The 13,735-nt window shown below is 38.6% G+C and carries 12 protein-coding genes and 1 rRNA gene; 6 read left to right on the top strand and 7 right to left on the bottom strand.

Annotated elements, in window-relative coordinates; all coding sequences use genetic code 11:
* Nucleotides 1-115 precede the first annotated feature (115 nt).
* Nucleotides 116-230 (top strand): 5S ribosomal RNA (rrf, locus tag PQO03_RS00430).
* Nucleotides 231-742: 512 nt separating this feature from the next.
* Here rrf and PQO03_RS00435 read toward each other — a convergent pair.
* Nucleotides 743-1,360: an arylesterase gene (locus tag PQO03_RS00435; protein ID WP_274150496.1), complete on the bottom strand. Its 618-nt coding sequence runs from the start codon at nucleotides 1,358-1,360 to the stop codon at nucleotides 743-745.
* 632 nt (nucleotides 1,361-1,992) lie between these two features.
* Here PQO03_RS00435 and PQO03_RS00440 point away from each other — a divergent pair.
* From PQO03_RS00440 to PQO03_RS00460, 5 genes are read left to right on the top strand one after another with little or no spacing between them, the layout of a single operon-like run.
* Nucleotides 1,993-2,421 (top strand): response regulator, encoded by a 429-nt coding sequence (locus PQO03_RS00440; protein WP_274150497.1) that lies wholly within the window; start codon nucleotides 1,993-1,995, stop codon nucleotides 2,419-2,421.
* Between the two features lie 12 nt (nucleotides 2,422-2,433).
* On the top strand, nucleotides 2,434-4,506 hold the full coding sequence (locus PQO03_RS00445) for a PgaA family protein (protein WP_274150498.1): 2,073 nt from the start codon (nucleotides 2,434-2,436) through the stop codon (nucleotides 4,504-4,506).
* Nucleotides 4,503-5,921 (top strand): polysaccharide deacetylase family protein, encoded by a 1,419-nt coding sequence (locus PQO03_RS00450; protein WP_274150499.1) that lies wholly within the window; start codon nucleotides 4,503-4,505, stop codon nucleotides 5,919-5,921. Before PQO03_RS00445 ends, PQO03_RS00450 begins: the two co-directional genes overlap by 4 nt.
* Entirely contained in the window at nucleotides 5,918-7,138 is a 1,221-nt protein-coding gene (gene pgaC, locus PQO03_RS00455) for a poly-beta-1,6-N-acetyl-D-glucosamine synthase (RefSeq protein WP_274150500.1), read from the top strand. The genes PQO03_RS00450 and pgaC overlap by 4 nt, the downstream gene beginning before the upstream one ends.
* Nucleotides 7,131-7,703 (top strand): hypothetical protein, encoded by a 573-nt coding sequence (locus PQO03_RS00460; RefSeq protein ID WP_274150501.1) that lies wholly within the window; start codon nucleotides 7,131-7,133, stop codon nucleotides 7,701-7,703. The genes pgaC and PQO03_RS00460 overlap by 8 nt, the downstream gene beginning before the upstream one ends.
* Nucleotides 7,704-7,851: 148 nt before the next feature.
* On the opposite strand, the gene PQO03_RS00465 is transcribed toward PQO03_RS00460, so the two are convergent.
* From PQO03_RS00465 to PQO03_RS00490, 6 genes are all read right to left on the bottom strand, one after another.
* Nucleotides 7,852-8,079, bottom strand: a complete 228-nt coding sequence (locus tag PQO03_RS00465; protein WP_274150502.1) for a GDSL-type esterase/lipase family protein — start codon at nucleotides 8,077-8,079, stop codon at nucleotides 7,852-7,854.
* Nucleotides 8,080-8,141: 62 nt separating this feature from the next.
* Nucleotides 8,142-8,795: a hypothetical protein gene (locus tag PQO03_RS00470; protein WP_274150503.1), complete on the bottom strand. Its 654-nt coding sequence runs from the start codon at nucleotides 8,793-8,795 to the stop codon at nucleotides 8,142-8,144.
* Entirely contained in the window at nucleotides 8,792-10,168 is a 1,377-nt protein-coding gene (locus PQO03_RS00475) for a sulfatase-like hydrolase/transferase (RefSeq protein WP_274150504.1), read from the bottom strand. Before PQO03_RS00475 ends, PQO03_RS00470 begins: the two co-directional genes overlap by 4 nt.
* A gap of 378 nt (nucleotides 10,169-10,546) precedes the next feature.
* Nucleotides 10,547-11,284, bottom strand: coding sequence for a type II secretion system protein (locus PQO03_RS00480; protein WP_274150505.1), 738 nt, complete (start codon nucleotides 11,282-11,284; stop codon nucleotides 10,547-10,549).
* An 85-nt stretch (nucleotides 11,285-11,369) separates the two neighbouring features.
* Entirely contained in the window at nucleotides 11,370-11,954 is a 585-nt protein-coding gene (locus PQO03_RS00485; RefSeq protein WP_274150506.1) for a hypothetical protein, read from the bottom strand.
* Between the two features lie 113 nt (nucleotides 11,955-12,067).
* Entirely contained in the window at nucleotides 12,068-13,624 is a 1,557-nt protein-coding gene (locus PQO03_RS00490; RefSeq protein WP_274150507.1) for a sulfatase family protein, read from the bottom strand.
* Between the last annotated feature and the right edge of the window lie 111 nt (nucleotides 13,625-13,735).

Genomic DNA, 13,735 nt, shown 5'->3' on the forward strand with positions numbered 1-13,735 from the left:
TACTTAGCACTCAAATGCTCAGTAAAAAAGACAATAAGCACACACACAAATTCGAGTTAAGTCGAGTTTGCGATCTTAATCTTTCCACACTAAGTTTTCTTCCCAACATTTTCCGGCTGGTAACCACAGCGGAGGAGCCACACCCGATCCCATCCCGAACTCGGTAGTTAAGACCTCCAGCGCCGATGGTACTGCAGTTAAGACTGTGGGAGAGCAGGTCGTTGCCAGCCTTTTTTTTTGCTGCCTATTTATAGGCAGTTCGGCTAAGACCGGAAACATTCTAGAGCGTATATCATTTGATATACGCTTTTTTTTGTGCTCACACTACTGCCGTAGGGGCGATTGAGTCTGTTATATAGAAATAAATATACTGGCGTAGGGGCGGATGAGGCTGTTAGATTATTCGTAGATGTAATCCTTTTAAAAGAATAGCGTGTGTATATAAGGTGGTGGCTTATTTGTTGCGATAAGCTCGGCACGCTGAAAGCGTGTACTACATACTTAGATGAGGTTTTTCTATTGCCGTAGGTGTAAAACTTCGGTAAATATTGTTTTTTATAAGGTTTTCTTGTGTAGTTGTTAAGGAGACTCCTTACATGTGAGCCTAAGATAAATGAAGTGTGTGATTAGCTCCCGTGAACATTAAAATCACGCGTGATTCAACTCAGTTGAATCACTAAATTAGGGATCGATATTGATTTGTAGATGAGACAATATTCAGTAATGTTATCTGACATTGGGCTTATAAATCTTTCTTGATGAGCACTTTCCATATTAAATTGGAGATAATTTTATGTCCCTCGGAATTGGGATGAATGCCATCGGCTAAATTCATTTTCGGGTGACCCGCAACGCCTTCGAGCATGAAGGGGAGTAATTCAATATCATTCTTTTTTGCTAAGCGAGGGTAAAGGGCTTCAAATTTACTGGTGTATTCTTTGCCCATGTTGGGGGGCATTTTCATGCCCGCTAGAATGATGCGAATGGAAGGGTTTTTCTTTTTAGCGGAAGTAATGATTTTTTGTAGATTTTCTTCCAGTACTTCAGTGCTGAGGCCACGAAGGCCATCGTTTGCACCTAGGGCAATAATGAGTACATCTACCTTCTTTTTAAAGAGCCAGGGAAGCTTGCGTAGGCCACCAGCAGAAGTTGCACCACTCGTGCCAGCATTGATCACCTTGGAGTCAGTATGTTCTTTGTTGAGTTGCTTTTGTAGAAGAGCGGGCCAAGCCTCACTTTCTTGGACGCCATAGCCTGCAGTGAGGCTATCGCCTAAGCAGATAATGCGCTGCTCAGAGCTTAGAGCTGAAAGAGCAAAAGCAAAAAATAAAGTTAGGTGAGGAATAATTTTTTTAATCATAATGAAAAAATATAGGCCGAGATGAAGCTAAGACAATAGTTTTATGGATCAAGATAAATTTTATTCCCATATTCCCATATTCCCATATTCCCATATTCCCATATTCCCATATTCCCATATTCCCATCTATGAAATCCTTAATTATTATGTGTGAGTAGTATTTTTTTGTCTTGTGTAGAGATATAATTGGGAAAAATAGCGCTATAAAATAGAACCCTTTTCAAGAGAAGTTCTTCTCAAAATGGCAAATAAGCACTGTATATATAGTGCTAATGAGTGGCATGCTAGAATAAAAGGATGACATTCATATCAACTACAGAACCAAGGTTTACGATCTGTGAATAATCTGGGATCCTTATAAGAAATTGTGTTCTTTAGTACCAAATAAGAGTGTTTGTTTATAGCAATAACGTCGGCGTATAAAAATAGTTATTATTAGTTTTGAGATTTTTTGTTAAGAAATGATTAATGCATGTAGCGCGCTTGAAATTTCGTTGTTTCTTAGGCTACAGGAAAATTTTTTCATACTACAATATTCTTATATGTAAAATCAAAAAAGAGTTTTTTGCTTGTTAATATGTAGTTTTTTAGTGTGTAGGCAGTTATTATTTATAATGAATAGGATTTTTATCATGAGTTACGGCGTTACGTCTAATAGAGTAAAAACAATTGTTTTAATTGATGATGACCGTTTAATTACAGTCTTGGTTAAGGCATTTTTAGTACATACAGATATAAATTTAATTACGTTTAATTGTCCGGAATTGGGACTTAAGTACGTTTTAGAAAATGAAGTTGATATGTGTATTACAGATTTAATGATGCCTAAAATTGATGGCTTCGATATTTGTGATCAAATTTTAGAAAAAAAGCCCCTGGTAAAACTTGCGGTATTATCATTCAAAAAAATGTCGATAAATGAGATGCACTATTTACTTGCGAATGGGATTTGTTATTTCAATAAACCAGTAGCGCCCAAATTTTTTCGTCAACATTTGGATGCGTTTTTATTTTCCAAGAGTGATTGTCTAATACCTAATCAGGTAACAGCGGCTCATTAAGGCAAATGAGCAATGAGGTTTTTTATCTACTTATGCATGTCGTTTAGTTTTAATATTAGTGCATCATTAATCCTTAATGATGCAGACTTTAAATCTGCCAAAATTTTGTTTAAAAACAAACAATACCTTAAGGCATTAGTGCAGATCAATAGACATTTATCGATAAGGCCAAATGATATTGATGGACGAGCATTTAAAGCAGAGACACTCCATATACTAAAACAACATACAGAGGCCTTAAACTTGTATCAAGAGATATTACGAGAGAGACCTAAGTGGAAATATATTCAGGTGCAGTATGTACACTTACTCATCGACTTAGGTGCCTTGACTCCCGCTCAAAAATTGATTGAAAAGTATAGTTTACAGGAAGACTTAGATCAACGTTTTTATGGTAATCAGGCGGTGAAATATATTAAATGGAATGATTCTGAAGAAGCAGAGAAGTTGCTATTAAAGAATAGTCACTCACAGGATTCCATTTTAAAGCAGCGCGCAAAATTTGATTTGATCATGCTATATCGGAAAAAATCATTGATGAATAAAGTCTTACAGGAAAAGCAGTTACTAGATGAGGTAGTTAAAGAGTTTCCCTTTTGGCTTCAAGAGGCTGAGGCAGATGCCCTTTTAGCGAGTAAAAAACCAGAAGATGCGCTACTTATATATAGAGAATTGGAATCTAAACATCAATTGTATGCAAAGGATTATCCACAGAGTTTCAATTTGCAGATGTCGATTTTCGCGTGTTTTATTGACATGGAACACTTTGAAGAGGCCTTTGGTGTATTGGAAGATATTAACTCCTATATAGGAGGCTTGCGGGAAGAAAGAGGCCTATTAGTAAATAATTATCATTGGGTGTCGATAAGATTAAATTATGCTTGGTGGTATATGTACCAAGGAAGGTTTGAAGAGGCTGAATCTATTATAGAAGATTTGCATGACTTGATGCCTGCAAATGATATGGTCCAATTTTCTAAAGCCTACCTTAGTTTGTGGCGCGGTCATCCGACGAAAGCACTTGAGTCATTTTCTATTATTAAACACGGCAATCATATCAATTCCATCCAAACGCAAAATGGTATTAACATGGCTTTAGATAACTTGGGATTTAAGCGAGAGGCGAGAGCTCACACGGATGAGTTATTAAGTTATTATCCCGAGTCAATTTTGCTGAAAACTCAAAAAGAAAATCAATCAGTAGATGATATGAATATCTTTAAATTCGAAACTAGCTTAGAGGACTTCTATAGACTTAGTTTAAGTGCTCCCGTTGATTGGTTTGATCGAGAGGTGGGTATTGATAGGATATTCATAGAACATGCTTGGTGGAAAAAAGGTAATGATTATTACAATTCTAGAAGTAACTCTCAATCTTCTATAACCGAAGGGAAAGATCGTTTTTTCGAGAAATTTGGCTGGCGAGGTCTATATGTACCCGGAATTAAAGGAGAACTATATTTATCTTATTTCAATCACGATAAAGTAGGTTTTGGATCACATATGGAAGCCGGTACAGATCATTGGTTCCTTGCTGCTGGTTATGATAGCATTTCTGAGAAGGTACCTTTAATAAATGAACTGCAAGGGAATGAAAGCTATGTACAAGTTAAATATAGACAGGATGAAACTTTTGATGTGGCATTGAAGATGGAATACATCGCGCAAAATGATGGTAATCATCGTAGTTCTTATTCACTGAGAAGCCATAATCTAATTAAAGTATATCATCGATGGCAATTTAATATAGATACAGACTTAGCTTATATTGACCGTAAAAAAGAGCAATCAGAGCTTTATTATAGCCCCAATGATTATGTTTTAGGATATGTCATTCCGAATGTTTCTCATTTGTGGTATAGAAGGTATGATTATTCATTTAGTGACAGATTATATTTCGGCTTAGGTTATAAAGAAGAAAGAAATTATGAGGGGGGCGAGGTCTCTTTTATTCGCTATCAGCAAGAGTTAAATGTTAATAAAAAATTGAAATTTCTATGGTCTATGACTTGGGATAATAGCATTTTTTATGGTGATAAAGAAGATAATATTGGTGCTTATTTTGAAATGGAGTGGAGATTTTGATCTGTCGCTTACTAATCTACTTCCTCGGCTTAATTAGCTACGGACAGATGCTTCCCTTAGCCGATGCAAGTTGGGAAAAAAATGAGTATATTTCTCTTTGTTATCATGATGTTCCCTTAAGAGTTGACGGAGATCCTTATGCGGTCGATTTGGAAAGTCTAGTAGATCAAATTGAGTATTTGCTCCGACATGAATATAACTTTATAAGTTTTCAGGATGTAATTGATGCTAATAAGGGATTAAAAAATCTTCCGTCAAAGGCCGTACTGATGACATTTGATGATGGTTATGAGAGTTTTCACGATAATATTCTTCCCATTTTAGAGCTTTATCGAGTCCCTGCAGTTTTTGCCATTGTAAGTAGTTGGATACAGCAAGCACCTAAAGCACCCCGAGGTAAAGAAAAACTTTATCCTAAAATTATTAGTCTAGAAAAATTAAAACGAGTCGCAAAATCCCCTTTAGTAGAAATCTCTTGCCATAGTCATAATATGCATAAAGCGGTACAATTGAACCGCTATAAAAATACCGCTGCATCCCTACCTACTAGACAATATTTAGGCTTAGAAGATCGCTTTGAAACTTTTGATGAATACCACCGAAGATTAAAAAATGACTTACAAGAAAACATAGATTTTATTGAAAGGGAACTAGGGCTTAAACCGAGGATTATGGTGTGGCCTTATGGCAAATATAATCGACTTGCAGTTGAAACAGCGAAGGAACTTGGTTTAGCCTATCATTATACTCTAAATAAAGGCGAGAATTTATCGAATCAGCCTGATCATACCAAGCGAAAACTTATCGTGAATAACCCCAACGGAGCAGGATTTGCACTGTTAATGCAAACTAAATTCTATATGGATTATCGCAAAACTTTCTATTTTTCTAACTTCAATAAAAATGACTTAGCATGGAGAAAGTTGCACTTGGATTCTTTTGTAGAATCAATGTTTAAATTAAAGCCTAGCTATGTAGTTTTGGACTACGTGCCCGGAGATTTACAATTTTTAAGTCATAGCTGTAGAGCGTTAAATATGAGAAATATGAGTGTATTGATTTCTCTTTCCAAAAATGATCGAGCAAAAATAAGTGACCTAGCACAATTGCTTGATTTAGACGGCTTAGTCTTCAAAGATTATCTTCCTCTACCAGAAGAGGTTTTAGCATTTAAATATTATCGACCGAAAGGGATTGTTATTGGTGCCGGAGGGGATTGTGACTACCAACTCTGTTATGATGAAAGTGAACTAGATCAAAAAAGTGAGCTCTTGAAGAAAAAAATATTTTTTAGCGATAATGAATCAAGGCTTCTTAAGAGCTTGAGTTTAGGAGTGAAATATATAGCATCGGACAAGGAATATAAATGCTTGTCTAATAAGGTTTTTCCAATGAAAGGATATTTTAAAAAATGATGGAGTATATCTCTATATTTGTGTTTGTGTATCCCATGATGATGGCGATTGTGTGGATCTTTGGGAGTTTGATTTTTAGGTTTTTTGTAAAAGAAGAAATAATGTTTCCCCCTTTTGCCAAGGGAGCTATTCCTGGTTTGTCTATACTTGTACCATGCCACAATGAAGAAGATTGCATAGAAGAGACGGTTTTAAGGTTAATGGTTTTAGAGCTAGAGCAGTATGAAGTTATTCTCATTAATGACTGTAGCCAAGATAGTACACTAGATAAAATGATTGAACTTCAACAAAAATTTCCCGAAAGTAATATTAGAATTGTCAATTTAAAAACTAACCAAGGCAAGGGTGCGGGTATGACTATAGCCGCTAAAGTAGCCAGATATGAATACCTCTTGGGAATTGATGCCGATGCGGTTCTAGATAAATGGGCGCCGCAATACTTATTGTGGCATTTAGTGAGACATCCAGATTTAGGGGCAGTAACTGGTAATCCAAAAGTTCGAAATAGAATTTCGATTTTGGCGAAAATACAAGTGGGTGAATTTTCCAGTATTATTGGAATGATAAAGAGAACTCAAAGACTTTTTGGAGTCGTCTATACGGTATCTGGCGTAGTGGCATTATTTAGGAAACGAGCTGTAGTGGACGTAGGTATGTGGTCAAATGACATGGTAACTGAAGATATTGATATAACGTGGAAATTACAATTAAAAGGTTGGGGCGTTCAGTTTGAACCGAGGGCGCTATGCTGGATATTAGTCCCTGAAACCCTTAAGGGGATTTGGAGCCAGCGTTTGCGCTGGTCACAGGGGGGCAATGAAGTTTTATTAAAATATTGGAAGGATATTTTTTCATTCAGATCGTACAAAATGTGGATTTTGTATTTGGAGTATAGCTGCTCAGTATTTTGGTGTTATGCATTTTTATTTACGATTATAATCACCATATGTGAAGGATCAGCGAGCACTCTATTTAAGCCAGAATTACTAGGGCTTTTGTCTTTAATTTGCTTAGTACAATTTAGTACGGGTTTAATCTTGGATAACCGCTATGAAAAATCACAGTATAAAAATATTCCTTGGTTAGTACTCTATCCCTTAGCTTACTGGATAGTTAACATGTCTGTTACCGTTGTTAGCTTTCCGAAAGCGCTATTAAAACCAAAGGGAAAAGTCGCGACTTGGAAAAGTCCTGATAGAGGAATCCGTAATGAATAGAAAGCTAACATCGAGTAATCGCAGACGAAATACTGATGTCATGCTCAAAAATGAGCAGCACAACCCTATGGCCCGCGACACCTTTTATGACCTGATTTTCAATCGATCAACTTTAAATGAAAAAATACAGGGCTCACAGAGAAAGGGGATCATTTATTTTATTTTAAAGTATTTGCTTCTTAGACCGATGTTTCTAATATTGTCATGGTATGTAATTATATGGCTTAGTAGTCATTTGGCGGATGAAGGTTTTCTTGATATCACCAAGTTTGATTCTTGGTTTTTTGCTTTATTTTTTATCACTACTTACGCCCTTCTTTTGATTTTGTTCAAGCCTGAAAATAATGATTTAAATTCTTCTATTATGAAGGATAATGAGTTGTCCGAAAAATTTAGATGCTTAGAAAGTGATATAAAACTTATTAAAGCAAGTAGGTACATAGAAGTAGACTTCTATCGTGAGCATGTGATCTTAAATTCTGAACAGGTTGATAATATAATTATTAAAATACCTTTTAAAATTGATAATCTCGATAAGTATGTGAATCCAAATAAGATCTCTTAATCTAGAAAACATGGTCCTTCGAAGTTTGCTGTAAAAACTATCTAATATGAAAAACATCATTTTCACAGATGGTCTTCCAGAACTTGAGTATGAGATCATCGTTTGCACCTAAGGTCACGATAAGTACATCTACATTCTTTTTAAAGAGCTAGGGAAGCTTGCGTAGCCCACCAGCAGAAGTTGCACCACTGGTGCCAGCATTGATCACTTTATAATTAGTATGTTCTTTGTTGAGTTGCTTTTGTAGAAGTGCCGGCCAAGCCTCATCTTCTTGCACGCCATAGCTTGCCGTGAGACTATCACCTAAGCAGATAATGCGCTGCTCAGAAGCTATTGCGCTAAGCGCAAAAGCGACAATAAATAAAAAGTATTTCATGATATTCCGATAATTATTTTTCGAAATATAGACCGATGCCGAACAGAAGCAATGAATGTCCCTTATTTGATTTCCCAAACAGCGAAATTATCGAGCTGATAGCCGGCACCACTGATGTCGATATTAAAGGTATTGGAGCGTTCGCCTTTGATGAGTGGATCAGTGACAGAAAACTTTGTGCCATTGATGAGAAATTGCGCTTGATCAGCTTTCACCCAAGCCTGCACAGTGTACCACTTATTATACTCGAGTTTGAAAGAAGTATTTTCAGAGATTTGTTTTGCTTCGCCTTTTGTGAGGTGGTTTTCGAGAACCAGAAGTGAGTTTTCACTAGTTAAGGTCAGGCGTATACAACGGTGGCCCATATCGAAGTAGGCTCGACTCTTCTTTGCGGATTTCGCATCAGCCGGCTCATTAATCATAAGCTTGAATTCACAAATATAGTCTTTGGGAAGATTGGGAAAATTAACTCGAGAGAAAGAACTCTTGGCCCACTTACTCTCTTTTCCAGTTCCGGTGTAAGCAATGATAGGAGGAATAGCATGGAGCTTGCCGTCGGCAACTTTGTATTGAGTCTCCTTGTTGAATTTAACGGATGATTTACTTACATCGGATATTTTATCAAAATCCTTTTTGAAGATTTGTTTGCCTTTGCTGATTTCTCCGGCACTCAAATAAGCGGAGAGGCAGAGTGCTAATATAAGTAATCGTTTCATTTGAGTGAAAATCCTTTATTAGGAGTGAGTTTTGGTGCCTTGGTATCCTTTAACCAAAGCGCTAGAGTTTTTTTCAATTCTTGTGCTTTTTCTGGCTGAACAGGGCTTATGTCCTTGGTTTCTTTCTCGTCATTGTGAAGATCAAAGAGTTCGACTCTGTCGTATTCAGAGAAGTCTATGAGCTTATAGTCGCCTGAGTAAATCACATTGCGCCATGAATCGCCCCAAGTTTTTGTCTTCTTGTTAAAGCGTGCGTATTTCGGATAAAAACAAAAGATATTACGTGGATCGAGTTCTTGAGTTATGCCGCTAAGAAGGGGCAGTAGAGAGACGCCATCGAGTTTGGGCGCTTCACTTTTGCTAAGTTCGCAAAGAGTGGGAAGAATATCTAAGCCGCAGATACGTTCATTAGAAACGGAGCCGGCTTTGATTTTACTTGGCCATTTAAAGATATAAGGGACGCGCATTCCACCTTCATAGACCTGACCTTTCTTTTCACGTAGACCGCCATTAAGATTAGCATGATAGGAACCATTGTCGGAAGTGAAAATGATGAGAGTATTATCTTCGATACCAAGCTCTTTGACTTTGTTGTTGAGCTTGCCGACACAATCATCAAGAAGCTTGGTCATAGCGGCAATCACATGTAGTTCTTTACCGTCTTTTTTCTCTTGGGGAATATCTTTGAGTTTCTCTTTGAAGTGAGCTATGTAGTCAGCACGACAATCCATCGGGCCGTGAACGAGAAAGAAAGGAAGGAAAAGAAAAAAGGACTTTTCTTCTTTTACTGATTTATCCATAAACTCAATAGCTTTATCAGTGAAAAACTCGGTAGAACTGACATCATCGGGACAATCAACTGGAGGAATTGCAGTGAATTTGTAGTGAGCCCCTGAGCTGACAATGGCATCGTCAAAGCCAAAAGCCATGGGATGAGATTCGGATTTGTTTTGATTGGAAACATGCCATTTCCCGTAGGAAGCCGTTGCGTAACCCGCATTTTTCATGGCCCGACCGAGATTGAAGGTTTCTGCTTTGAGTTCGAGGCATTCGGGAACCTTCCAGCGAATGAGTTCTTCGCTTCCTTTGTGTTTATTTGAAACGCGGAAGACATGGGTACGTGAACCATAGAGACCGCTAATAATCGCAGCACGGCTAGGCTTACAAGTAGGGTAGTTAGAGATGCCCTTGGTGAAATTCATTCCCCCAGCAACTAAGTTATCAAGGTGAGGGGTTTCGAGATATTTGGTGCCATTAGCGTGAATGCCGCCAAAGCCCATGTCATCGGCAAGAATGAAAATCACATTGGGTTTTGCGTTTTCCGCAAAAGAAAAGAGGCAAAAAGTGATGAGTGTGAGAAAAAGTCTGTTCATGTCTAGTCCTTATGTTTTTTAGTATAACTGCTGACACTTAGGTATTGTTGACAGCACTTAGTATTTTTTTCAATATTCGCATTAATAATCGTCATTAGAATTCATGTCTAAGAATAAATAGAGATGTCCTAGTTTGTTTGAAAATACTTGTAACATTTGATTAGTTTTACTGTTAACTATTGACTGTGAGACGCGTTCTGAAAAGAGTAAGTCGGTTAATCATAAATATCAGATCTCTGTAAAATGAAGTAATTCTTTGATATCGACCACTTTTGTGGGAGGTATCGCAAGCACACAAAGTCTTGATTCAAGATAGAACCCAAAATAGAGATCTGATATTTATGGTGAATCGAAAGCTTTATAATAAGCAATCCTGATTTACGGCGTATAAGTGGGGCTACCGTGGTTGCCGCTACCTAAGTTATTTGTAGGTAGAGCATACAATGACTGCATGAACTGCCCCACAAAAGCGCCTTCGGGGAGCCATTTGATGGATTCAACGTGACCATCAATAAAGGCATAGTTAGAGGATGTACGACCATGTTTGAAGTCATTGCCTGACGCACCTGAAGTTTGTAGATCATAGCTGTGTCCTGTGCGCAAGAGGCTTCTTCCTTCAGTTATACGGCCATTCATGTGAAAGACATCAGATAATAAGATTTCATCAGAAGGCTTAGACACTACAGTTGCTTTGTAACCCATCCATGATCGGTCAGGTCCACCAGCAGAAATCCCATAATCAACAGTGTAATAATTCCCCGTATTTTCGATTGTGGTAGGGCAAGCCCACCAGCCGGGGGATGCACCTTTGTTACCAAACTGAGCTTGGCCATAACTTTCTATAGGGGCACTCCCACCAAAGTATTGATCGACGCCAATATTCCAATCAGTATTTTGAAAGCGGTTATCGTTAAACCAAGTGTGAGCTATGTAGCCGTCATAATCATCTCTAAACATCGTCATGGCTGTGTTTAAATTGCGGATGCCACTCATGCATTGGGCTTGCTTGGCAGTTTCACGGGCAGACTTGAGAGTAGGTAAAAGTAAAGAAGCAAGGATACCGATGATGGCGACCACTACCAGTAGTTCGATCAGACTGAATAAATGTTTTTTCATAATAATTGGCCTTGTATTAATTTAAGCTTCTAACTGTCGTGAAAGCAAGATTTTGACAGGAAGTACTAAATTTTCTTAGGTTTTTTCACTTTTTCCTTTCCACAGGTTTTTCAAGGGCTTGATCTGACTTTGTGAGTGAGAGATTTTTAATCTTAAAATCCCCCATATAATCTCCTAAGTTGATACGGACAGAGCTTTGGCGATCACCAGAGCGTCTCCTCTCCAAGACGGTAAAATGATAAGTGTAGGTTTTGAATTCAGCGGTAAAATCAGTAATGCTTTCCTTGAGGCCTAGGCCTTCGTTTTTTTCCTCACTTTTCTTTTTATCTCGTTTTTTTCCTTTTGATTTTTCCTCGTCGCCATATGCACCATAGTAGAGAGCTATTGCCCCTTCACCTTTGGCACTGAGGTCCATTCTTATTTCATAAGTTTGTCCAACTTCGAGATCCACAGGAGTGAGTAAGGAGAGGTATTGACCAGAAGATGAAGAGACGGTGACAATGTGAAAAACGCCTCTTTTATAGCTAGGAGTAATATTTTTGTACTCAGCCCGTTTACTCAAATGCCAGCTCTTTTTGGGATCTTTAAATTCGGGATCTTTGAATAAGTTTTTTTCGCCATAGGCAAAAAGTGAAGTAAAGATAAAAAGTGTGAGGATCGATAGTTTCATAGTAATATTCCTTATTTATTTAACAGTTTCAGAGAGTTCGAATTCAGCAAAAACGAACGATTTTACTCCCGAGATGCGAAGACGGAATTTATCCGCTGTCACGGGGGCTTTTCTCATTCTTTGATGTCCTCGATCCATTTAATTTGTTCCCAGCTTGAGGGGCCATCATTTTTTTGAGCTACACCAGGGCTGACGCGCCCTTCGCGAATAACCTTAGCAAATATTTTCCTGAGCTGCGCAGCTTTTTCTGGATTGCTTTTGATGAGGTTATTTTCTTCCTTGATATCATCTGCGAGATTAATTAGAGCGGTTTTATTGGGTGTATTGAGGTAGGAAAGTTTCCACTTGCCGATACGTATTGCTAGGTCGCCTGGGAAGCTTTGGTGAACGAAAATGCGTTCTGTAATGTTCGTTTCTTTTCCTTTCAGTTGGGGAAGGATTGAGATGCTATCTTCTGCGGTGTTCGCATTAATATTTTCCCCGAGTAAATCGGCGCAGGTAGCGTAGAGATCATTGAGTGAGATAGGGGAATCACAGCTACTACCCGCTTTAAGTTCCTTGGGCCACGAGGCGATGAAAGGGACGCGGTGGCCGCCTTCTAGTGTGCGACCTTTGTAGCCACTGTAGATGTAACTTGTTTGATGATCGAATTGCTTTTGTTGAACTTCTGGGAGAGCCTTCAGTGAAGAGCCGTTATCGGCGGTAAAAATCACTAAGGTATTTTCGAAAAGACCTTTGGCCTTGAGAGCTTTAATAACTTGACCGACGCTCCAGTCTACTTCGAGACAAAAATCGCCATACGATCCTGCCTTACTTTTACCTCGCCATTTTTCACTGGGCGTTACGGGTGTGTGAGGCGCAGTGAGAGGCATATAGAGAAAGAAGGCTTGATCACTGTTTTGTTGCTTGATGTAGTCGACGGCCGCATTGGTAATCATCGGCATCGCATCAGTGGCTTTTAAGCCTTCTGCCATGAGCCCTTTTCTCCAAGCGGCTTTAGGATAGTTTTTCATGATGTTATTGAGCTCATTGCCTTTGAGGCCTTTTGCTTGTGCATCCAAATATTCTTGAGGACGTGGATAATGCTCAGTTTTAGGGTTTGTTGGGATCAGTTTTGATGAATCAAGCATGCGGTTTTTGATGAAGGCGTAAGGAGCCATATCCCAAGAAGCCGCGGGGCCATACCAGTAATCGAAGCCTAGATCGAGCGGCCCGTGTGTGATGGCTTTGCTAAAGTCGACATCTTCTTCTGAAGATATTTTATTTTTCCCTGCTTTGGGAGTCCAGTCGAGGCCAAGGTGCCATTTACCAATAATAGCCGTTTTATAGTCGTGACGTTTGAGTAAAGAAGCTACGGTATCGCGATCTTTAGGAATAAGGCAGGGAGAGTAGGAATTGAGAACCCGCTCCTTGAGTTGAGTACGCCATGAATAGCGGCCAGTGAGTAAGCCATAGCGAGTTGGGGTACAAACAGAGGAACCTGAATGAGCATCAGTGAAAATGCGGCCTTCGCTCGCTAGAGAATCAATGGCAGGAGTCTGGATTTTAGAATTTTCGTTGAGGCAAGAGAGGTCGCCCACGCCCATGTCATCGGCGAGAATGAAGACGATGTTAGGATTTGCGGAATATAGCTGAACGGAGCTAAGTAGTAGGAGGAGAAAGACTTTCATTTTGAGTTCCTTTTTGCTGAAGTTTTCTTAATGACTGTCAAGAAAGGCTATTTGTTGACAATAAATAATGAAAAATATTGAGTCAATTTTTATAGCGCTTGAAAAAAGGTC

It is taken from the genome of Lentisphaera profundi, from assembly GCF_028728065.1.
Lineage (GTDB): Bacteria > Verrucomicrobiota > Lentisphaeria > Lentisphaerales > Lentisphaeraceae > Lentisphaera > Lentisphaera profundi.

Bases quoted from the DNA above. Each gene is read 5' to 3' on its own strand.
- PQO03_RS00435 (WP_274150496.1), bottom strand. From the start codon at position 1,360: ATGATTAAAAAAATTATTCCTCACCTAACTTTATTTTTTGCTTTTGCT.
- PQO03_RS00440 (WP_274150497.1), top strand. From the start codon at position 1,993: ATGAGTTACGGCGTTACGTCTAATAGAGTAAAAACAATTGTTTTAATT.
- PQO03_RS00445 (WP_274150498.1), top strand. From the start codon at position 2,434: ATGAGGTTTTTTATCTACTTATGCATGTCGTTTAGTTTTAATATTAGT.
- pgaC (WP_274150500.1), top strand. From the start codon at position 5,918: ATGATGGAGTATATCTCTATATTTGTGTTTGTGTATCCCATGATGATG.
- PQO03_RS00460 (WP_274150501.1), top strand. From the start codon at position 7,131: ATGAATAGAAAGCTAACATCGAGTAATCGCAGACGAAATACTGATGTC.
- PQO03_RS00465 (WP_274150502.1), bottom strand. From the start codon at position 8,079: ATGAAATACTTTTTATTTATTGTCGCTTTTGCGCTTAGCGCAATAGCT.
- PQO03_RS00470 (WP_274150503.1), bottom strand. From the start codon at position 8,795: ATGAAACGATTACTTATATTAGCACTCTGCCTCTCCGCTTATTTGAGT.
- PQO03_RS00475 (WP_274150504.1), bottom strand. From the start codon at position 10,168: ATGAACAGACTTTTTCTCACACTCATCACTTTTTGCCTCTTTTCTTTT.
- PQO03_RS00480 (WP_274150505.1), bottom strand. From the start codon at position 11,284: ATGAAAAAACATTTATTCAGTCTGATCGAACTACTGGTAGTGGTCGCC.
- PQO03_RS00485 (WP_274150506.1), bottom strand. From the start codon at position 11,954: ATGAAACTATCGATCCTCACACTTTTTATCTTTACTTCACTTTTTGCC.
- PQO03_RS00490 (WP_274150507.1), bottom strand. From the start codon at position 13,624: ATGAAAGTCTTTCTCCTCCTACTACTTAGCTCCGTTCAGCTATATTCC.